Below are 18,673 nucleotides of genomic sequence, written 5' to 3'. Positions count from 1 at the left end.
GAAGAGTTCATTTTATTTTAAAAAAATCACTATCGGAGGTGACGTATGCCGTTATTAGATAGCTTTACTGTCGACCATACCCGTATGGAAGCCCCTGCTGTACGCGTTGCGAAGACCATGCATACCCCGCACGGCGACACGATCACTGTATTCGACCTGCGTTTCTGCGTACCTAACAAAGAGGTTATGCCGGAAAAAGGCATCCACACGCTGGAGCACCTGTTTGCCGGCTTCATGCGCGATCACCTGAACGGTAACGGCGTTGAGATCATCGACATCTCCCCTATGGGCTGCCGTACCGGCTTCTACATGAGCCTGATTGGCGTGCCGGAAGAGAAACGCGTCGCAGATGCGTGGAAAGCCGCGATGGAAGACGTGCTGAAGGTGAAAGAGCAGAACCAGATCCCTGAGCTGAACGTTTACCAGTGCGGTACGTACCAGATGCACTCCCTGGAAGAAGCGCAGGAGATTGCGCGTCATATTATCGAGCGTGACGTTCGCGTTAACAGCAATGAAGAGCTGGCGCTGCCAAAAGATAAACTGCAAGAGTTACACATCTAGTGCCTCAACATCGTGCCCTCTCCCTTAAGAGGGTACGGTTTCCACATTTGCCAATAATATTCACTAAATAATTTCTTTATATCTTCCTAAAAATTTGTACTCTGTTGTGAATCCAGCCGTTTCTGATTATATTGCTTGCGGGGCATAACTGTGGATGCTATATATTCATTCCGTGAACGTATACACTTAATTCCCATTTGTCGCGTATGTTGCAGATGAGTTAATAGTATACTCGCTACATTAGAATGAATCTTTCAGAGGGAAATATGAAATTTTATCATACTGGCACTGCTATCTTTTTATCCGCTCTTTTCCTGCCGGGATGCAGCGCTACATCATCAACAAAAGTTATTGCTGAACCCATCTCTAAAGCCCCTGAGGCGCGTAAGCAGGAAGTGCAGTGTTATCAGGAGTTCTCTGCTCTGCAGAAACTGGATCCTGCCGCTTATGAAACATTTCGTCAGCAATTCGATAATATTAATAAAAACTACAAAGTATATGAAGCAAATAAAGGTTTGATCGATTCAAATGCATCGGAAGTAATGTTAACAGAAATAAACAGAAAGATTTCTTTAGTCTGTGTTCGTGTAAAAAACTCTGTTTATACCAACATGATGCATCGCGCGAATGAAATGAATAAGTTATGAAAAAATACTTTAGTGCAGCAATATGCTGCGGATTATTATTGTCGACAGGGAAGTCGTATTCTGCAGGCACCGAATTGTTGGATCAGCTGAGTAAAGAAAAAATTATCGGCAACGATTCAGCAAATCCATTTATTGCTCCTGAAGTTACTCCCTCTCCGTCTAAAATTACCTCATCGATGGCCGCTCCAGTGCAGCAGAAAGCGAAGCCTGCGCGTGCGACTGAAACCCCATCCCGTAAGGCTGCGGCAAGAGATACCCAAAGTCTTATCATGGCGCAGAAGAAATTAACACTTCTGAGTAATGATTTACAAAATGCTAACGAGAAAATAACCGCGCTCAGCCAGGCATTGGCTGATGCTCAAAACAAAAAGGCAGCCCTGGAAAAAGCGGCGGCGGAACAACAAAGTAACGCTGCGCTTAACGACCAGATGCTGGCAACGAAAGAAAATATGCCGAAAACCAGTGCTCAGAAATTGGCACTGGAAAGTCTCTTCGCAACGCTAAATATAGCCAACAGCGATTTCAAACAGAAAAATGCTGAATTATCAGCGCAGCTAAACAAATCGATGGCCCGAAGCGAGGAGTTGAATAAACAGCTTGCCGAGGTCCAGACGCAGAAAAAAACGCTCGAAGCACAACTCACCGCGCTGGAATCCTCCAGCACTGGCGACAAGCAAAAAAGTAGCGAGCTGGTCGGGCAGATGAACAAGTCTGTGGCCCGGAGCGAAGAGCTCAGCAAACAACTCGCCGACGCCCAAACGCAGAAAAAAATGCTTGAACAGCAGCTTGCGGTATTGCAATCCAGCAGCAGCGACGACAAGAAGAAAAGCGCTGAGCTGACCGGGTAGCTGAGTAAAGCCACCACCCGCAGCGATGAGCTGAGCAAGCAGCTTGCCGATCTGCAGGGGCAGAAAAAAGCGCTGGAAGAGCAGCTGACGGCCCTGAAAACCACCAGCACCGGGGATAAGCAAAAAAGCGCGCAAATGGTCGAGCAGCTGAATAAGGCGAGCGAGCAAAGCGCGGCACTGCTCAAGGAGCTTGCTGAGCTCAAATTGCAGAAAAAAGATCAGGAGCAGCAGCTGGCTACCCTGATGTCCAGCAGCAGCGACGACAAGAAAAAAAGCGCAGAGCTGGCCGGGCAGCTGAGTAAAGCCACCGCCCGCAGCGATGAGCTGAGCAAGCAGCTTGCCGATCTGCAGGGGCAGAAAAAAACGCTGGAAGATCAGCTTACGGCCCTGAAAACCAGCAGCACCGGGGATAAGCAAAAAAGCGCGCAGATGGTCGAGCAGCTGAACAAAGCCAGCGAACAGAGCGCGGCACTACTCAAGGAGCTTGCTGAGCTCAAATTGCAGAAAAAAGATCAGGAGCAGCAGCTGGCTACCCTGATGACCAGCAGCAGCGATGACAAGAAAAAAAGCGCAGAGCTGGCCGGGCAGCTGAGTAAAGCCACCGCCCGCAGCGATGAGTTGAGCAAGCAGCTTGCCGATCTGCAGGGGCAGAAGAAGACCCTGGAAGATCAGCTGACGGCCCTGAAAACCAACAGCACCGGGGATAAGCAGAAAACTGCGCAGATGATCGAGCAGCTGAATAAGGCCAGCGAGCAAAACGCGGTGCTGACTAAAACTCTGGCCGATCTGCAAACCCAGAAAAAAGCGCTGGATGCCCAGTTAGAGACGCTGAAAACGAGCAGCGAGAAGGCCATCACTGCAGCGAAAGAGCTCGACACCTTAAAAGCGCAGCTGTCGGCGCTGAATCTGCAAAAAGCCACGATTGAAACAAAGCTGGCCGACCTGGAAAAACGCTTTAACAGCGAAAAGACAAAGTCTGAGATTGCGCAGAACCAGCTCGAGGACGCCAAAAAAAGTGATCTCTTCGCAGGAGTCACTCCTGGCCATGCAGAAGAGCAGCGCCGGAAGCGACAAAGAGAAGCTGCTTAAAGAGCTGACCGATCTGCAGACGCAGAAGAAAGCACTCGATACCCAGCTGGCCTCCCTGAAAGAAGCCAGTGTGAAAAACGCGACGCTGACTCAAGAGCTGACCGACCTGCAGGCCCAGAAGAAGGCACTGGATACTCAGCTGACCGCGCTGAAAGCGGCCAATGAGAAGAGCGCCGCGCTGGCGAAAGAGATGGCTGACCTGCAGGCGCAGAAGAAGGCACTGGAGACGGAGCTGGCCACGCTGAAGGAGACCCGCGAGAAGAACGCCGCGTTGACTAAAGAGCTGGCCGATCTGCAAACGCAGAAGAAAGCGCTGGATGCCCAGCTCGCCACCCTCAAAACCAGCAGTGACAAGAGCACCGGTGCGGTGAAAGAGGTCGATGCCTTAAAAGCCCAGCTGACGGCGCTGAATGTGCAAAAAACCACCCTGGAAACCCGGATGGCCGAGCAGGAAAAACTGCTTAAAAGCGAGAAGTTTAAGTCCGATATTGCGCAGAACCAGCTTGAGGACGCCAAAAAAGTCATCGCTTCGCAGGAGTCCCTGTTGGCGCTTCAGAAAAATAACGTTGGCAGCGAGAAAGACAAAAGCGGTGCGCTGGCCACCCAGCTGGCTACCGCCGGAAAAGAGACTGAGGAGCTGAAAAAGCAGCTGACCCTGCTTCAGACGCAAAAAGCCTCGCTTGAGGAGCAGCAGAAAACGCAAAGCGCCTCCCTCGCAACGCTGACGGCTGAAAACCAGAAGCTGAAAGAGAGTCAGGCTGCACCCGCAAAAGAAGGTGCGGATAAGCAGCGGATGAAGATCGATAAGACGGCGGCAAAAGATACCCTGACCAGCTACGCTATCGGCACCTGGTACGGCGATGCGGCAGGGCGTGAAAAGAGCAAGCTGGACGGCCTGAACAAAAAGCTCGATCTCAGCGCCTTTATGCAGGGCTTTAACGACAAGGTAAACAATAAGCTCCAGCTGGCACCCGCTGCGCTGTCGAAAGAGCTAGCCGCGCTGGACCAGGTCCAGAAAAAGCAGTTTGTCGCGACGCAAAGCGAAAACGAAAAGCAGAGCAAAGCGATCATGACTAAGGCGGCGAATGAGAAGGGCGCTAAACGACTGCCTGATGGTGCAATCTACCGGGTGATTAAGCAGGGTGAGGCGCCGTTGATTACGGGCCAGAATGAGATCATTACCGAGCTTGACGAGGTGCTGGGCACCGGGAAGGTGATGTCCAGTAAAGAGGTTCGCGCCAGCCGGGTGAAAGACTTACCGCCGCTGTTCCAGACGGTAGTGCAAAAGCTGGGTCTGGGTGGAGAGGCAAAACTGCATATTCCGGCGAAGCAGGCCTACGGTGAAGCGGGCGTGCCAGGCTTTGTGCCGCCAGGCACGGTCTCAATCATTACGATTAAAATTATCGGCATTAAGTAATCTTAATCGCGCCCATAAAAAAACGGATCTGCATGCAGATCCGTTTTTCTTTTCAGTCGTTTAGTGCGCGCCACCGCCTCCGCCGCCCGCGCCAAATGGCGGTTTGGCGAACCAGATCAGCCCCAACAGCACAATAAACACCCCTGCCGATAGCCAGAAGATCTCGTTGGCCGAGATAATCAGCCCCTGCGCGGTGATCTGCTGTGCTATCCAGCCCGAAGCCTGCTGCTCGGTCATGCCCATCCCCTGCAGCTGGCTGTACACCTCCTGCGCCTGCGGATTGAACACGTTCACCGATTCAGTCAGCTGCGCATGGTGCAGCGACTCGCGGTTGGTCCACATGGTGGTGGTCATCGAGGTACCGATGGAACCCGCCAGCGTACGCATAAAGTTCGACAGACTGGACGCCGCCGCCATCCGTTCCGGCGGCAAGCCGGAGAGGGTGATGGTGGTCAGTGGCATAAAGAAGCAGGCCACCGCAAAGCCCTGAATGAACTGCGGCCACGCGGATGCACCAAAGTCCATGCCCGGCTCAAAGGTATAGGCACGCCAGTAGAAACACACCGCATACATAATGAAGCTGAAGGTCACCAGCCGACGCATATCGAGCTTATGGGCGAAGCGGCCGATAATCGGTGACAGCAGGACCGGGATCACCCCGACCGGTGCTGACGCCAGCCCCGCCCAGGTGGCGGTGTAGCCATATACCTCCTGCAACAGCTGCGGCAGCAGAACAATCGCGCCGAAGTAGAGCATGTAGGCAAGGCTGATACACAGACAGCCTATGGTGAAGTTGCGCGACTTAAACAGCGACAAATCGACTATCGGGTTGTCATCCGTCAGCTCCCAGACAATCAGGAAGCTTAGCGCCACCACCGCCACGACCGTCAGGACGATGATCTCCTGCGAGGCGAACCAGTCCAGCTCTTTCCCGCGGTCGAGCATGATCTGCAGGCTGCCGATGCCCAGCACCAGCAGCGCCAGCCCCACGCCATCAATGCGCCGTTGCTCGGTGCGGGTTTCACGACCGCGCAGCGACTGCAGGGTCAGCAATACCACCACCGCGCCAATCGGCACGTTGATAAAGAAGATCCAGCCCCAGTGATAGTTATCGCTGATATAGCCGCCCAGAATCGGGCCGCAGATCGGGGCGACGATCACCGTCATCGACCACAGCGCCAGCGCGATAGAGCGTTTGGCGGGCGGGTAGTTATTGAGAAGCAGACTTTGCGACAGCGGGATCAGCGGCCCGGCGACAATCCCCTGGATCACGCGGAAGAAGATCAGCATGGTCAGGCTGCTGGACATCCCACACGCCCAGGAGGCAATAACAAAGGCGATGGTGGACCAGAGGAAAAGTTTCACCTCCCCGACGCGCTTTGCCAGCCAGCCGGTAATCGGGATGGAGATAGCATTCGCCACCCCGAACGAGGTGATTACCCATGTCCCCTGGCTCAGGGATGAGCCAAGGTTCCCGGCAATGGTCGGGATTGCCACGTTCGCGATGGTGGAGTCCAGCACCTGCATGAATGTCGCCAGCGACAGCGCAATGGTCATGATGACCAGCTGCGCCCCTTCCAACGGTTTTTGCGGTTTTTGCTGCTGCATAACGCTCACCTTCGGATTAACCGGCGTTCGCCTTCACGATTTCATCGATCAGCTTATTCACTGGCTCAAGGCTGATCTCACGGGCATTACTTTCGTAGGCCGGGTTAGAACGTGCCTGGTTCGCCAGCATCTGACCGTCGCGGTTGGCGGTATCGACCGTCACCAGCGTGGAGAGGCCAATACGCAGCGGATGGTCCGCCAGCTGTTTCTCATCCAGCTCGATACGCACCGGCAGGCGTTGAACCACTTTGATCCAGTTCCCGGTGGCGTTCTGCGCAGGCAGCAGGGAGAAGGCGCTACCGGTACCCATATCCAGCCCGACCACTTTACCGGTGTATTTCACCTCGTCGCCGTAGATATCGCTGACCACCGTTGCGCTCTGGCCGATACGCATATGCGCCAGCTGCGTCTCTTTGAAGTTAGCATCCACCCACAGGTTCGTTGCCGGCACCACCGCCATCAGCGGGGTTGAGGAGCTGATCTGCGCGCCAGGCTGCACCGAGCGACGGGATACGTAGCCGGTCATCGGGCTGACAATTTTGGTTCGCTCCAGCGCCAGCCAGGCGTTGCGTACTTCGGTCGCTGCCTGTTTCACCGCAGGTTGTTGATCGAGGGTCGTGTCCAGCACCACCGCCTGGTTGGCGTTGTACTGCTGGATAGCGACATCGAGCTGGGCCTGCGCGCTGGCAACCGCATCGCGGGCGTGCTGCAGCTCTTCACGGCCAATCAGGTTGGCGGTGCCGAGCGGAACGCGGCGATTAAAGTCGCTCTGCGCCTGGGCGAGAGCGGTCTTCTGCACGGTGATGTTAGCCTGCAGCTGCTTGCTGTTGATCATCTGCTGACGGGTCTGACGCACGCTCGAGGCCAGCTCGGTCTGCGCTTTTTCAAACGCCTGCTGGGCGTCGGTCGGATCCAGCGTCACCAGCACGTCGCCTTTTTGCACAAAGTCGGTATTGTCCGCCCAGACTTTCGTCACGCTGCCCGACACCTGCGCCATAATCTGAACCTGGTTCCCTGCCACGTACGCGTCATCCGTCTCTTCACTATGACGCAGTACTAAAAACCAATAGATCCCATATGCCACGGCAATGATAATAAAGAGCAAGGTCAGCAGCAGAAGGGCGCGCTTGCGTTTGCCTTTCTTCTTGTTGACCGGTTGCTGCGGGGTAGTGTTCTCCGCATTTGCGCTCATGTTTCTCTCCACGATCTTATTATTTCACATCGGCTGAGCCGACCTGTTATCAGAAAGGCCAGCAGTATGCGTGCTGGCCTGTTCGGTTTTCTTATAAATCTGGATTTTTTGGAGCGTGTCGTCGCGTTAGCGCAGCGCCTCAAGAACGGCGCCGTCTTCATCCATCTGATCCAGACGGGTGAGAAGCTTACGGGTGATATGCTCGAGCTGCTCTTTCTCGGTACCGCTTAAAGACGACCAGAGTTGATGCAGGCAGTTGTGCTGAGGTGGAAGCACCTCGCGCAGGAATTCGTGACCTTTCTCGGTCAGTTGCAGGTGCAGACAGCGACGGTCATTGTCGCTTTCACGGCGTTCGATCCAGCCGCGTTTTTCCAGCTCATCGGCAATACGGGTTGCATTGGTACGAGACGAACCCAGGGCGCAGCTCAGCTCGGAAGGCTGAATGCTGTGATTTTCCTGAGACTCCAGCGTAATCAACGCCATAAATAACGTCTCGTTAATCCCTTGAGCTTTCAGCATTTTATTGCGATTTTCCAGCAGCTTGCCCTGCATGTGCATGCAGAGACGGGTCAGCAGGATCTCCTGATACGGGAAATCTGCATAGCGACTGGCGCGAAATTTAAGCATTTGTTCAATGGGCGTAAACGAACTATCCATTTGGGCATAACCTCATTAATTACAGCCGATATAGTAACGACAGTGACAAATAATGTAAATGAATTATTTGTGCGGCTAAAATCCATTAGACAAATTTCACCGTCATCAAGAGCCGGGTAGATCCGTGACCCGGTAAGCACAGAAAAGAGGGGGTAGCACTGGCAAAACGGGGATGGGTCTTCGGGCGTAAGTTATTCATGCGGTATTCTAATATATTACCCACATTAAAATTTCCGGAATAAATGATTATCGCCACCATAACAGAGTGAGGGGCTCCTTAACACCCTGAGGAGCCCCAAACTTATGTAAACCTTATTGAATGGCTTCCTGACGATGGTAGCCGCGCCACCAGACCAGCAGGTTAACCAGCGCCATTACCGTCCCGACCGCACACACGCCCGTCCAGCCGGCATGCTGCCAGGCGTATGCCGAGATCAGTGACCCGGCGGCACCGCCGATAAAGTAGCTGGTCATGTACCCGGCGGTCAGGCGGTTACGGGCGTCCGGCTTGACGCGATAGATCACGGTCTGGTTGGTGATATGCACCCCCTGCACGGTCAGGTCGAGTACCAGGATGCCGACAATCAGCGCCAGCACCGAGACGTGCCCATACCAGATCGCCGCCCAGGAGAGCAGGAGCATCACCAGCCCGACGCTGGTAGTGAGATGCGATTTGCCCTTATCGGCCAGGCCACCCGCAGGACGCGCACCCAGCGCACCGGCCGCGCCCGCCAGGCCAAACAGGCCAATCACCCCTTCGGAATAGTTAAACGGCGGGGAGGCCAGCAGGAAGGCCATTGAGGTCCACAGGATGCTGAAGTTAGCGAAGGTGAAACAGCCCAGCAGCGCCCGGGTACGCAGCAGTTTATCGTGGGTGAACAGGCTAAAGACCGAGCCCAGCAGCTGAGGGTAGTTGAGATGGGTTTCCGACTTCACCTTCGGCAGGCCGCGCCACAGGGCGAGAGCCATGACCACCATCAATACTGACGCCACCCAGTAGACGGTGCGCCAGCCGCCGATGCCCGCCAGCAGGCCCGCAACGGTACGCGCCAGTAAAATCCCCAGCAGCAGGCCGCTCATAATGGTCCCGACCACCTTGCCGCGCTTTTCCGGCGAGGCGAGGGTGGCGGCCAGCGGCACCAGAATCTGCGCCACCACCGAGAACAGGCCGGTCAGGGCGGTGCCGACGATCATCATTGCCAGCGACTGGCTGGAGGCGGTGATCAGCATCCCGCCAGCGGCCAGCAGGGTCATGGAGACAATCATCGCCCGGCGTTCAAACATATCCCCCAGCGGGACGAGGAACAGCAGGCCGACGGCATACCCCAGCTGGGCAGCGGTGACGATAAAACCGGCCGAGCTTGCCGAGAGCGAAAAATTGCGGGCGATGGTTTCCAGCAGGGGCTGGGCGTAATAGTTACTGGCGACCGCCAGACCGGTTGCCACTGACATCAGCAGGATAAGTGCGGGGCTAAGCCCTTGATTAGTTTTTGTCATCAGGTTTTTGAAATCATTAGTTGAGTGATTATTTTTTCAAAAACAATAATAACGGATGAAGAAGGGCGGCGGGGAGATGTTAAGTGATGGATTGTGCGGTCTGGTTCCCTCACCCTAACCCTCTCCCTTTGGGAGAGGGCCGGGGTGAGGGGACACAGCGCGCAATGACTTACTTCTGCGCGGCCAGCGCCTCATTCACCCACGCATCAAACTGCTGCTGGTGGGCTTTGATCCAGCCGTCAACGTGGCCCTGAACATCGGCTTCAGAGGATTTGCCCGCGTGCATCATCGCGTTCTGGGCGTTGATATCCGCCAGCGGCAGCTTCATTACCGAGAACAGCTTCGCCGCCGCCGGGTTTTTCTCCGCCCAGGCTTTGTTGGCGACGATGTGCATGGTGTTCACCGGGAAGCCGTAGTTCATGCCGTTCGGCAGTTTGGTGTCGATATCCTTCTGCTCGCCCGGCAGGGAGGAGAACGGCACCTGCAGCCAGACCACATCTTTACCCGGCTTCAGCACGTCGCTCACCCAGTATGGGGTCCAGGTGTAATAGATGACCGGCTTGCCTTCCTTAAAGCGGGCGATGGTGTCGGCCATCATCGCCGAGTAGTTGCCGTGGCTGACGTCCACGGTTTTCGCCAGGTCGAAGGCTTTGTTCTGGTGGTTAATCACCGCTTCGCAGCCCCAGCCCGGGGAGCAGCCCATCATGTCGGCTTTGCCATCCCCGTTGGTATCAAACAGTTTGGCGATCTTCGGATCTTTCAGCTGTTCAATATTGGTGATGTGGTACTGGTCGGCGGTTTTCTTGTCGATCAGATAACCCTGCGCCGCACCCGTGACAAAGGTCCCTTCACGATAGAACTTCTTGTCACCACCCGCGGCGGCATACATATCGTCATGCAGCGGCTGCCAGTTCACGGCGGTAAAGGTGGCATCGCCGGAGGCAATCGAGGTATAGCCCACGTTGTAATCCACTTCGCTGGGCTTACTCACGGTATAACCCAGCTTCTCCAGCGCCCGGCTGACCAGCCCGGTCTGGAACGACTCTTCGGAGATGGTGCTCTGTACCGGTTGCACGGTAATGCCTTTGCCCGGCAGATCGGCAGCAAATGCGCTGGTGGAGGCAAGGGTGGCAAACGCTGTGGCAAAAATTACGCTATGTCGCATCGTTGTTCCTTATTTTGCTTTTGTGAAGGGACGGGTGATTAACCCGACAGGGCCGGTGTTATACCAGCGACGGTTGCCGCGACTGCGTGAATCACGACCGACGGCCTGGGTCAGGCGGTCAAGAATAATGGCGAGGATCACGATCCCGACGCCACCCACGGTCGCCAGCCCCATATCGAGACGGCCGATACCGCGTAGCACCATCTGGCCGAGACCGCCCACGGCGATCATCGAGGCGATCACCACCATCGACAGGGCCAGCATCAGGGTCTGGTTTACACCCGCCATAATGGTCGGCATCGCCAGCGGCAGCTGCACTTTAAACAGCATCTGGCGCGGGCTGGCACCAAACGAGCGCGAGGCTTCGATCAGATCGGCGGGTACCTGGTTAATCCCGAGAATGGTCAGACGCACAATCGGCGGCAGGGCGAAGATAATGGTCACCACCACGCCCGGCACGTTACCGATGCCGAACAGCATCACGATAGGCACCAGGTAGACAAACGCCGGGGTAGTCTGCATCGCATCCAGCAGCGGGCGGATAATTTTGGCCGCCCGCGGACTGCGCGCCAGCCAGATCCCCATCGGCAGGCCAATCACCACGCAGAACAGCAGGGCGGTCAGCACCAGGGCCAGGGTGATCATCGCCTGCGACCAGGCCCCGATCGCGCCGATCAGGATCAGCGAGATCAGGGTCGCAACACCCATCCCCGCGCTGCCGAACTGCCAGGCAATCAGCGAGAACAGTACGATGGCCACCGGGGCTGGCATCCCCAGCATCAGCTGCTGGAAGCCGTTGAGGATATAATCCACCGGCACGCGAATGCCCTGAAACACCGGGCGGAAGTGTGTGACTACCCAGTCGATCCCTTCGGTCACCCAGCTGTCGAGCGGGATCAGGGTTTTATGGAACGGATCCATAATATTGAAATGCTCGGGTGCCGGCGCCGGGGCGCTGGTCAGCCAGTCTGCCGCGCCGCCATCGGTTGGCGCGGGTGCTGCGGTGGAAGAGCCCCACGCGTCAGCGGATTGTGCCGCGCTGTCGGCGGCCTCTGTGGTGCCCCACGGGTTAGATTGATCAGCCATTGTTTGCCCCCCTCGCGATCTAAAGCCTGCAGCAACATGCGTTTTGAGATGATGCCGACGTACTGTTGTTCCTCTCCGACCACCGGCACCGCGCAGGGCGCCTGACCGACATGGGAGAGCAACTCGCTGAGCGGCGTTTCGGCGTCCACGGCAAGCGGAGCATCAATTAACGCCGCATCGATACCTGCGTTTTCGCCAAGGGCGGTTTTCAGGGAATCGATGGAGACAACACCGACAAATTTGTTACCGCGCTCAACCAGATAGCCGTATTCACGGTCTTCGTCCTGCAGCAGCTTCAGCGCCGAGCGCGGGCCGAAACCTGGCGTTTTACGGATAATGCCGTTCGGGGATCGGCGGGCGATATCTTTGGCGCTGAACACCTGGCTAATATCCACGCCGCGGAAGAAGGTGCGCACGTAATCATTTGCCGGATTATTAAGAATTTCATCCGGGGTTCCGACCTGCACCACTTCGCCATTTTGCATAATGGCAATCCGATCGCCAATTCGCATGGCTTCATCAAGGTCATGGGAAATAAAGACAATAGTGCGCTGATGCCGCGACTGCAGTTTTACCAGCTCATCCTGCATCTCGGTACGAATTAAGGGATCGAGCGCCGAGAAGGCTTCGTCCATTAATAATATATCGGGGTTGATCGCTAATGCGCGGGCTAATCCCACGCGCTGACGCATCCCGCCGGAAAGTTCATCCGGGTACGCATGGGCATAATTTTCCAGCCCCACCTGACGCAGTGCATCCAGCGCTTTTTCCTGGCGCTCACTGGCCGGTACGCCAGCTAATTCCATGCCAAACGCGGTGTTATCTAATACCGTCATATGCGGCATCAGGGCGAACGACTGAAACACCATCGCGATCTTTTTCCTGCGCACCTCACGGAGCTCAGCGTCCGATATTCTGGCGATATCCACGCCGTCAATCAGCACCTGCCCGCGGGTGGGTTCAATCAGGCGATTGAGAAGGCGAACCATAGTGGATTTACCCGAACCGGATAACCCCATGATGACAAAAATCTCGCCTTCTTCAATGGCCAGACTGGCGTCTTTAACGCCAAGCGACAGCCCGGTTTTTTCCAGAATTTGTTCTTTTGAAAGACCTTTTTCAATATATTTGAATGCGCGCTGCGGATGCTCGCCAAATACCTTATAAAGATTTTTAACTTCTAATTTAATTGCCATGCAATAAAGAATGTCCCGTTATTTATTTATGTCGATATCATTACCAGTGAATATAATTAACCGGCCATACCCTAACATACTCAGAATCTGAGACAACCCTGTATTGGCTTGTGGCATGATTTTTGCCGCGCGCGAAACGGCTCAATTTCCCATGAGATAAGGGCTGAGCGCGATATGAATTTTTCTTGAGAAATGTCTTATTGTGACGACATTCGCGGAGTCAAAACAAAAATGCGGGCGAATATGACAGGGAAATAACACCCCGAAAACATGAGCATTATATTCCACTCATGCGGGTGATATTTCCCTCTGGCACCATTACAAAATGGCGTTCTTATCGATCCCGAGACGCTTCATGCGCGACAGGAGCGTGGTGCGCTTCAGGCCCAGGCGTTTGGCCGCGCCTTTTGGCCCGGCGATCACCCCGTTGGTCTCTTTCAGCACCCGCATAATGTGTTGATACTCCTCCTCGCCTTCCCGGATCGGGCTGACTGGCGTCTCAGGCACCGCGGCGCTGACGAAGCGCGGATAATCAATATCCGGCAGCGACAGTTGCAGGACGTTGCCACGGGTCAGAAGCACCGCGCGCTCAATCACGTTTTCCAGCTCGCGCACGTTGCCCGGCCACTCCATTTTGCTGAGCTGACGCAGGGTCTCCGCCGGAATACTGTCGATATTGCGCCCCAGCCGGTGGGCGATCTTGAAGGTGAACGACTTCACCAGCAGGGGGATATCTTCCGGGCGTTCCCGCAGGGGCGGAAGGAAGATCGGGAACACGTTGAGCCGGTAGTAAAGGTCGCTGCGAAACTCACGATCGGCGACCATTTGCGTTAAGTCGCGGTTAGTGGCCGCAATCAGGCGCACGTCAGTGCGGATGGTGCGGTTGCTGCCGAGCCGCTCAAACTCCTGCTCCTGGAGCACGCGCAGCAGCTTGGGCTGGAGCTCAACGGGCATATCGCCCACTTCATCAAGGAACAGCGTGCTTTTATCCGCCAGCTCAAAGCGGCCAATATGCTGGGCGCTGGCACCGGTAAAGGCTCCGCGCTCGTGGCCGAAGAGGTCGCTTTCCAGCAGGCCGGCGGGCATCGCCGCGCAGTTCATCTTCACCATCCGGCGCTCGCTGCGTCCGCTCAGGTTATGAATGGCGCGGGCAATCAGCTCTTTACCGGTGCCGGTCTCCCCGAGGATCAGCACCGTGCTGTTGCTGTGGGCCACCATCTCCACCTGCTTCATCACCGTCATCATCGGCGAGCTGCGGCCAATGATCTCGCCAAAATCGGTGGCGACGTTGTTGATCTGTTCGGTCAGGGCGAGGTTCTCGTCGATCAGCCGCTCCTTGAGGTGGCTGATCTCGCGGTAGGAGAGGGCGTTATCCACGGCAATGGCGATGCGTTCGGCGATCTGGTTCAGCAGCTCCAGGTTCGAGGCGGTGAAGACCTGAGCCTTACACTGGGCCAGCTTCAGGGTGCCAAGGATCCGATCGCGGAAAATCAGCGGGAACAGGCACAGGGTCTGATCCTGCTCGCCCCACATATCAAACAGCATGCGTTCGTAAGGGGCATGCCGATCGCGGCTGTGCAGGTTAAGCATCAGCATCTTTTTGCTAAGCATGACTTTTTCAGACAGCGTGCCTTTCTCGTCCACCTCGCTCTGATCGTACAGCGGGGCATCTTTATTCAGGTAATGGGTGGAGTAGACGAGGAGCTTGCCCTTGCGCTCGCTGCGCAACACCATGCTGATGGAATCAATGCCGAAGTTGCGCTGGATCTCCCGGGAGACCTCCGTCACCAGTTCATCAAGGTCGAGCTTAGACAGCACCGCGTTGGTGATGGCGACCAGCAGGCGAAAGTCGTTACGTTCCCGGCACAGCACCTCATAGCTGTCGCTGTTGTTCTGCCGGGCGAGGATTTGCTCCACCGCCAGACCGGCCGCCTGGGTCAGGGTTTGCAGCCGGGAGAGATCGCTGTCGCGCCAGGGACGATCGTCGTCGCGCAGGAACTCGCAGCCACCGAAGATCCGGCCGTCGGCCGCCAGCGGCGTCAGGCAGTAGTGGGCAAAAGGCGGGTAGAGATCCAGCCCGGCCAGCGCCGGCCAGGTCTCTTTAAAGGTGTCCGCCTGACAGTGCAATACGTCCGGGCGCGACAGCATGCGGCGGAAAGGCCCGTTCGCCAGCAGCGGCTCATCTTCACAGCGGATATCCCGATCCTGCTCGTCGGTGCCGTACAGACAGACACGACGCTGCTCTGACTGCCAGAGCAGGATGTTGGCGCGATCGGCCAGGTTCATCTGCCGGGCATGCCAGGTCAACGACCGCGCCAGGGCGCAGAGATCGGGCTGTTGCAGCAGGGTACGGGTAATATCGAACAGTCCTTGATCGATGGGATCGTTCGTGGGTGTATACGACATGCGTTATATCCAGAAAATGAGAGTCTGCTGTCAGCAAATACGCGGCAGCGGTTCGGCATGCGGCAGGTTCAGGGTGCGCTTCACGCCGTAAAGTCCGGTAAGCCGGACACCTTTGCGTTCGACCACTTCACCGATGATGGCGGCATCCTGGCCCAGAGGATGCTGGCGAAGTAAGCCTAGCACGCGCTCCGCTTCATGGCGGCTAACGACGATAGCCAGCTTGCCCTCGTTGGCAAAGTTGAGCGGATCCAGCCCCAGCAGCTCGCACGCGCCGCGCACGGCGGGCTTCACGGGCAGGGCGCCCTCCTGCAGTTCAATCCCACAGCCGCTGCTGGCGGCAAACTCATGGGCGACGGCATTCACGCCGCCGCGGGTGGCATCGCGCAGGGCTTTGATGCCCGGCTCCGCCCGCAGGGCCTGAATCAGGGGGGTCAGGACGGCGCAGTCGCTCTGCAGATCGCCATCCAGGCCTAAACCTTCACGCAGGTTCAGGATGGTCGCGCCGTGATCGCCCAGCGTACCGCTCACCAGCAGCACATCGCCGACCGCAATCTGGCGCATGCCCCAGTTTACCCCCCTCGGGAATCGAACCGATACCGGCGGTGTTAATAAACACCTTATCCGCCGCGCCGCGCGGGACCACCTTGGTGTCGCCGGTGACGATGGTGATCCCCGCCGCCGCGGCCGTTGTGGCCATGCTGGTGACGATGCGTTCCAGCGTCGCCATCTCCAGCCCTTCTTCGAGGATAAAGCCGCAGGAGAGCCAGCGCGGGATCGCCCCGCTGACCGCCACGTCGTTAGACGTGCCGCAGATCGCCAGCTTGCCGATATCGCCTCCGGGGAAGAACAGCGGGTCAATCACGTAGCTGTCGGTGGAAAAGGCCAGCCTGTCGCCCTGGGCGGTGAGTTCATGCAGGGGAATACGCGCCTGGTCTTCCTGCTCGTTCAGCAGCGGGTTGGCGAAGGCGCGCATAAAGAGCTCGCCGATCAGCTGCTGCATGGCCTGGCCGCCGCTCCCGTGGGCGAGGGTTATCTGTTTCAACTTTCACACTCCTGAGAACGGTACTGATACCAGGCGCTACACGCCCCTTCCGATGACACCATCAGCGCGCCAAAGGCGCTTTGCGGCGTGCATTTGTTACCAAACAGCGGACACTGGGCCGGTTTGCAGCGCCCGGTCAGAACCGCCCCGCAGCGTGCCTCAGGATCGTCGCAGATGTCTTGCGCCCGGGTGCTGAAGTGGCGCTCGGCGTCAAACTGGCGATAAGCCTCGGTGAGGTGCACGCCGGAGTGGTCGATGACCCCCAGCCCGCGCCATTCGCTTTCGCCTTCGATGGTAAACACCTTGTCCATCACCGCCTGCGCCAGCGGGTTACCCTCTTCCGGCACGATGCGGCGATACTGGTTTTCCACCTGACTGACACCGGCGATTTTCTGCTCCACCAGCATCAACACCCCCTGCAGCAGGTCGACCGGCTCAAAACCGGCCACCGCCAGCGGGCGCTGATATTCATCGGCAATAAAATCGTAGGCGTGGGTGCCAATCACCATGCTGACGTGCCCCGGGGCCAGAAAGGCGTCGATGCCGTTTTCCGGCTGCTCCAGCAGGCTTTTCAGGACCGGGATCAGGGTGATGTGCTGGCAGAAAAAGAAGAAGTTCTGCACGTTAGCCGCTTTCGCCTGGCGCAGGGTCAGGGCGGTGGCGGGCATGGTGGTTTCGAACCCGAGGCCGAAGAAGACCACTTTACGATCCGGGTTCTGCCGGGCCAGCTTCAGCGCGTCGGCGGGGGAGTAGATAATCCGCACATCCGCGCCGCGCATCCGGGCATCCAGCAGGGAGCCGTTTTTACCCGGCACCCGCATCGCATCCCCGAAGGTACAGAAGATCACCTCCGGGTGGCTGGCGATCTCGATGCAGGTGTCGATCCGCCCCATCGGCAGGACGCACACCGGGCAGCCGGGGCCGTGAATAAACTCGATATTCTCCGGCAGGAGCTGATCGAGGCCGAATTTAAAGATGGCGTGGGTGTGCCCGCCGCACACCTCCATAATCCGCAGCGGGCGCTGGGGCGTACAGGGCAGGGCTTTGGCGCGGTCGTTGAGCGTTTCAATCAGGGCCATCACCTTTTGCGGGTCGCGGTACTCATCTACAAAGCGCATCAGCGGGACTCCTCGCCAAACAGCAGCGGGCCCACGTCCGGCTCAACGTCAAACATGTTCTGCAGCGCGGCAAGGGTGTCCAGCGCCTCCTCTTCATTAATCACGCTCATGGCGAAGCCGACGTGGACTAACACCCACTGGCCGAGACGGCTGTTGCCGTTGTCGTCGTGGGCACCGACCAGAGTCAGATCCACATCGCGCAGCACGCCACAGACCTTTACTTTGGCCTGCATACCGTCGACGATGGCGCTGATTTTACCGGGAACGCCTATGCACATCGCTGCGCCTCCAGCCAGTCAAGCCAGGCGTCCATCCCGTCACCGCGCGTGGCGGAGACCAGCAGGATCGCGATATCCGGGTTCACTTCCCGGGCGGCGGCGAGGCATTTCTCCACGTCAAAATTGAGGTACGGCAGCAGATCGACCTTGTTGAGCAGCATGATGGAGGCGGCGGCGAACATATGGGGGTATTTCAGCGGCTTGTCCTCGCCCTCGGTCACGGAGAGCACCGCCACCTTATGACGCTCCCCGAGATCGAAGCTGGCCGGGCAGACCAGGTTGCCGACGTTCTCGATAAACATGATCCCGCCGTCATCCAGCGGCAGGCGCTGCGTCGCGTCATGAATCATCTGAGCGTCGAGGTGGCAGCCTTTGCCGGTATTGACCTGGATCGCCGGGGTGCCGGTAGCGCGGATCCGCTCGGCATCATTCACGGTCTGCTGATCGCCTTCGATCACCGCGCAAGAGACGCGCTGCTGTAAGCGTTTTAAGGTCTCGGTCAGCAGGGTGGTTTTACCGGAACCGGGGCTGGAGACAAGATTCAGCGCCAGCTGGTGTCGGGCGCTGAACCGCTGGCGGTTCAGCTTAGCGAGCTGATTATTTTTGCTCAGCACGTCGATCTCAATCTCGACCATTTTGCGCTGGCTCAGGCCTGGAGCGTGGGTGCCTGCGGCGCCCTGGCCGTAATCAAGCTGGCCCGGCTGTTGTTCTGAGGGCGCAAAATCCCCGCCGCCGATGCGCGTGACCTGAAACGCCTGACGCGGGGCCGGAGAGAAGGGGGCGCTGCGAAAAGCGGAATGGGCGTTCCGCTCGTCGCCTTCTATATAGAGGTTGCCGTGAGCGCAACCGCAGGTAGTACACATGAT

At 57.2% G+C, this 18,673-nt stretch carries 15 protein-coding genes and 2 pseudogenes; 5 read left to right on the top strand and 12 right to left on the bottom strand.

Going from position 1 to position 18,673, the window contains the following annotated elements; all coding sequences use genetic code 11:
- The first annotated feature begins 45 nt into the window (after nt 1-45).
- The 5 genes from luxS (at nt 46) to AAHB66_RS18265 (ending at nt 4,562) form a co-directional block, all read left to right on the top strand.
- Nucleotides 46-561 carry an S-ribosylhomocysteine lyase gene (gene luxS / locus AAHB66_RS18285; RefSeq protein WP_347113960.1) on the top strand — a complete coding sequence of 172 codons (516 nt, stop codon included), beginning with the start codon at nt 46-48 and terminating at the stop codon, nt 559-561.
- A 266-nt stretch (nt 562-827) separates the two neighbouring features.
- A complete protein-coding gene (locus AAHB66_RS18280) occupies nt 828-1,208 on the top strand; it encodes a hypothetical protein (protein WP_347113959.1) in 381 nt (126 codons plus the stop codon).
- Nucleotides 1,205-2,056, top strand: a complete 852-nt coding sequence (locus tag AAHB66_RS18275) for a hypothetical protein (protein ID WP_347113958.1) — start codon at nt 1,205-1,207, stop codon at nt 2,054-2,056. Before AAHB66_RS18280 ends, AAHB66_RS18275 begins: the two co-directional genes overlap by 4 nt.
- 135 nt (nt 2,057-2,191) lie before the next feature.
- Nucleotides 2,192-3,145: a hypothetical protein gene (locus tag AAHB66_RS18270; protein ID WP_347113956.1), complete on the top strand. Its 954-nt coding sequence runs from the start codon at nt 2,192-2,194 to the stop codon at nt 3,143-3,145.
- Nucleotides 3,102-4,562, top strand: coding sequence for an FKBP-type peptidyl-prolyl cis-trans isomerase N-terminal domain-containing protein (locus AAHB66_RS18265; RefSeq protein ID WP_347113954.1), 1,461 nt, complete (start codon nt 3,102-3,104; stop codon nt 4,560-4,562). Before AAHB66_RS18270 ends, AAHB66_RS18265 begins: the two co-directional genes overlap by 44 nt.
- 60 nt (nt 4,563-4,622) lie before the next feature.
- Here the strand turns inward: AAHB66_RS18265 and emrB are convergent, their stop codons facing one another.
- The 12 genes and pseudogenes from emrB to hypB form a co-directional block, all read right to left on the bottom strand.
- Nucleotides 4,623-6,170, bottom strand: coding sequence for a multidrug efflux MFS transporter permease subunit EmrB (gene emrB, locus AAHB66_RS18260; protein WP_142486879.1), 1,548 nt, complete (start codon nt 6,168-6,170; stop codon nt 4,623-4,625).
- A gap of 16 nt (nt 6,171-6,186) precedes the next feature.
- A complete protein-coding gene (gene emrA / locus AAHB66_RS18255; protein WP_347113953.1) occupies nt 6,187-7,362 on the bottom strand; it encodes a multidrug efflux MFS transporter periplasmic adaptor subunit EmrA in 1,176 nt (391 codons plus the stop codon).
- Between the two features lie 126 nt (nt 7,363-7,488).
- On the bottom strand, nt 7,489-8,019 hold the full coding sequence (mprA, locus tag AAHB66_RS18250; RefSeq protein WP_032613564.1) for a transcriptional repressor MprA: 531 nt from the start codon (nt 8,017-8,019) through the stop codon (nt 7,489-7,491).
- Between the two features lie 312 nt (nt 8,020-8,331).
- A complete protein-coding gene (locus tag AAHB66_RS18245; RefSeq protein ID WP_347113952.1) occupies nt 8,332-9,516 on the bottom strand; it encodes an MFS transporter in 1,185 nt (394 codons plus the stop codon).
- A 169-nt stretch (nt 9,517-9,685) separates the two neighbouring features.
- The gene (gene proX / locus AAHB66_RS18240; RefSeq protein WP_347113950.1) at nt 9,686-10,681 is read right to left on the bottom strand and encodes a glycine betaine/L-proline ABC transporter substrate-binding protein ProX; all 996 of its coding nucleotides are present in this window, start codon (nt 10,679-10,681) and stop codon (nt 9,686-9,688) included.
- Nucleotides 10,682-10,690: 9 nt separating this feature from the next.
- On the bottom strand, nt 10,691-11,767 hold the full coding sequence (gene proW, locus AAHB66_RS18235) for a glycine betaine/L-proline ABC transporter permease ProW (RefSeq protein WP_347113949.1): 1,077 nt from the start codon (nt 11,765-11,767) through the stop codon (nt 10,691-10,693).
- 5 nt (nt 11,768-11,772) lie between these two features.
- Nucleotides 11,773-12,963, bottom strand: a pseudogene (gene proV, locus AAHB66_RS18230) (glycine betaine/L-proline ABC transporter ATP-binding protein ProV); the annotation flags it as partial.
- A 318-nt stretch (nt 12,964-13,281) separates the two neighbouring features.
- Complete coding sequence (flhA, locus tag AAHB66_RS18225) at nt 13,282-15,369, bottom strand: formate hydrogenlyase transcriptional activator FlhA (RefSeq protein WP_347113948.1); 2,088 nt, start codon at nt 15,367-15,369, stop codon at nt 13,282-13,284.
- A 30-nt stretch (nt 15,370-15,399) separates the two neighbouring features.
- Nucleotides 15,400-16,411, bottom strand: a pseudogene (gene hypE, locus AAHB66_RS18220) (hydrogenase expression/formation protein HypE).
- Nucleotides 16,408-17,529 (bottom strand): hydrogenase formation protein HypD, encoded by a 1,122-nt coding sequence (hypD, locus tag AAHB66_RS18215; protein ID WP_347113947.1) that lies wholly within the window; start codon nt 17,527-17,529, stop codon nt 16,408-16,410. The pseudogene hypE and the gene hypD overlap by 4 nt, the downstream one beginning before the upstream one ends.
- On the bottom strand, nt 17,529-17,807 hold the full coding sequence (locus tag AAHB66_RS18210; protein WP_347113946.1) for a HypC/HybG/HupF family hydrogenase formation chaperone: 279 nt from the start codon (nt 17,805-17,807) through the stop codon (nt 17,529-17,531). Before AAHB66_RS18210 ends, hypD begins: the two co-directional genes overlap by 1 nt.
- Nucleotides 17,798-18,670 (bottom strand): hydrogenase nickel incorporation protein HypB, encoded by an 873-nt coding sequence (hypB, locus tag AAHB66_RS18205; RefSeq protein WP_347113945.1) that lies wholly within the window; start codon nt 18,668-18,670, stop codon nt 17,798-17,800. Before hypB ends, AAHB66_RS18210 begins: the two co-directional genes overlap by 10 nt.
- Nucleotides 18,671-18,673 lie beyond the last annotated feature (3 nt).

The sequence above is a fragment of the Leclercia sp. S52 genome, assembly GCF_039727615.1.
Lineage (GTDB): Bacteria > Pseudomonadota > Gammaproteobacteria > Enterobacterales > Enterobacteriaceae > Enterobacter > Enterobacter adecarboxylatus_B.
Note: the sequence above shows the minus strand (reverse complement) of the source record. Positions and strands in the feature narration are given on the sequence as shown.

Bases quoted from the DNA above. Each gene is read 5' to 3' on its own strand.
- luxS (WP_347113960.1), top strand. From the start codon at position 46: ATGCCGTTATTAGATAGCTTTACTGTCGACCATACCCGTATGGAAGCC.
- AAHB66_RS18280 (WP_347113959.1), top strand. From the start codon at position 828: ATGAAATTTTATCATACTGGCACTGCTATCTTTTTATCCGCTCTTTTC.
- AAHB66_RS18275 (WP_347113958.1), top strand. From the start codon at position 1,205: ATGAAAAAATACTTTAGTGCAGCAATATGCTGCGGATTATTATTGTCG.
- AAHB66_RS18270 (WP_347113956.1), top strand. From the start codon at position 2,192: ATGGTCGAGCAGCTGAATAAGGCGAGCGAGCAAAGCGCGGCACTGCTC.
- AAHB66_RS18265 (WP_347113954.1), top strand. From the start codon at position 3,102: ATGCAGAAGAGCAGCGCCGGAAGCGACAAAGAGAAGCTGCTTAAAGAG.
- emrB (WP_142486879.1), bottom strand. From the start codon at position 6,170: ATGCAGCAGCAAAAACCGCAAAAACCGTTGGAAGGGGCGCAGCTGGTC.
- emrA (WP_347113953.1), bottom strand. From the start codon at position 7,362: ATGAGCGCAAATGCGGAGAACACTACCCCGCAGCAACCGGTCAACAAG.
- mprA (WP_032613564.1), bottom strand. From the start codon at position 8,019: ATGGATAGTTCGTTTACGCCCATTGAACAAATGCTTAAATTTCGCGCC.
- AAHB66_RS18245 (WP_347113952.1), bottom strand. From the start codon at position 9,516: ATGACAAAAACTAATCAAGGGCTTAGCCCCGCACTTATCCTGCTGATG.
- proX (WP_347113950.1), bottom strand. From the start codon at position 10,681: ATGCGACATAGCGTAATTTTTGCCACAGCGTTTGCCACCCTTGCCTCC.
- proW (WP_347113949.1), bottom strand. From the start codon at position 11,767: ATGGCTGATCAATCTAACCCGTGGGGCACCACAGAGGCCGCCGACAGC.
- flhA (WP_347113948.1), bottom strand. From the start codon at position 15,369: ATGTCGTATACACCCACGAACGATCCCATCGATCAAGGACTGTTCGAT.
- hypD (WP_347113947.1), bottom strand. From the start codon at position 17,529: ATGCGCTTTGTAGATGAGTACCGCGACCCGCAAAAGGTGATGGCCCTG.
- AAHB66_RS18210 (WP_347113946.1), bottom strand. From the start codon at position 17,807: ATGTGCATAGGCGTTCCCGGTAAAATCAGCGCCATCGTCGACGGTATG.
- hypB (WP_347113945.1), bottom strand. From the start codon at position 18,670: ATGTGTACTACCTGCGGTTGCGCTCACGGCAACCTCTATATAGAAGGC.